1 protein-coding gene is annotated in these 1,601 nt (G+C 55.0%); it reads right to left on the reverse strand.

Translation table 11 applies throughout. The features are described from left to right. Window positions 1-1,601 (reverse strand): 6-phosphogluconolactonase (locus FPZ43_RS19180; RefSeq protein ID WP_146383548.1); only part of this gene is annotated, 1,601 nt, incomplete at both ends.

Genomic DNA, 1,601 nt, shown 5'->3' on the forward strand with positions numbered 1-1,601 from the left:
TCGGTTTCCTTCAAACGGGTTAAGGCAGCCAGGATAATGTTGAAGCATACGATGTGCGTCCCGTTAGGGTCGGCAAAGTCGCCCGCTGCAAATACCTGGTGAGGCTTTATCTTTTGCAGCAGCTCCATTGTTAATTTAATATCTTCCTCGCCAACGGTGTTCTTCTTGATCTTACCGGTTTCATAGAATGGCAATGCCTGGAAGTGGATATTGCTGTCGGGCAGGCCTGCAAAGCGGGCACCCGAGATAGCTTCTGTTTTGCGGATAAAGCCCTTTACGTTACGGATCTCCTGGCTGTCGATCTGGTTGGGCTGCTTTGCTGCCATAAACTTGCGCATGTCCTCATAGGTCTGGCGCATTACGCCTGCATCCTCGCCTTCGCTTTCTTTAAAGTCGATGGCAAATTCCACAAAGCGCAGTACATCATCATCCCATACGGCGGTGTTGCCCGAGGTTTGGTAGGCCACGTGTACATCATGCCCCTGGTCAACCAGGCGGATAAAGGTACCACCCATCGAGATCACGTCATCATCCGGGTGCGGAGAGAACACGATGGACCGCTTGCGTGCAGGCTCAGCCCTTTCCGGGCGCTGGCTGTCGTCTGCGCCCGGCTTGCCGCCCGGCCAGCCGGTGATGGTATGCTGTACCTGGTTAAAGATATCGATGTTGATATTGTATACCGGGCCCTGCTCAACGGCAAGCTGTGCCATGCCGTGGTTGTTGTAATCTTCTTCGGTTAGTTTCAGGATAGGCTTGTTTACCTCCGCCGACAGCCAAATCACGGCTTTCTTGATCAGGGTATTGTCCCACACGCAGTCTTTTACCAGCCATGGGGTATCAAAGCGGGTAAGGCCGGCTGCTGCGCCTTCGTCAAGTACAAACTCTACGTGGTCGCTCAGCTGCAGGTAGGTGGCCGGTACATCGCCTGACAGTTCACCCTCTACCGCTTTGCGGATGATCGGTGCCTTTTTACCGCTCCAGGCCATCAGGATGATCTCGCGGGCCTTGAAGATGGTACCGATACCCATGGTGATGGCTTTGGTTGGTACGTTTTCCTTACCGCCGAAATCGCGCGAGGCATCGCTGCGCGTCAGGTCGTCAAGGGTTACCAGGCGGGTACCCGAGTTGGGCGCCGAACCAGGCTCGTTAAAGCCGATGTGGCCGGTACGGCCTATGCCTAAGATCTGCAGGTCCAGCCCGCCAAGTTCTTCTATCTGCTTTTCGTAGTTCAGGCAAAAAGCGGCCACATCTTCCAGGGCAAGGGTGCCGTCGGGGATATGTACGTTGGCCTTGTCAATATCCACATGGTCAAACAGGTTCTCGTTCATGAAAGTAACGTAGCTCTGCACGGCATCGGGCTGCATAGGGTAGTACTCGTCAAGGTTGAAGGTGACAACGTTAGCAAACGACAGGCCTTCTTCCCTGTGCTGGCGTACCAGCTCTGCATATACCCTGATGGGGGTTACGCCTGTTGCCAGGCCCAGTACTGCGGGCTTGCCTTGTGCCTGTTTGCTGCGGATCAGCGCTGCTATGCGCCCCGCTACTGCCAGTGAGGCCGTCTGCTGATCGGCATATACCGTTACCGGCAGCTTCTCATAACG

It is taken from the genome of Mucilaginibacter pallidiroseus (assembly GCF_007846085.1).
Classification (GTDB): domain Bacteria; phylum Bacteroidota; class Bacteroidia; order Sphingobacteriales; family Sphingobacteriaceae; genus Mucilaginibacter; species Mucilaginibacter pallidiroseus.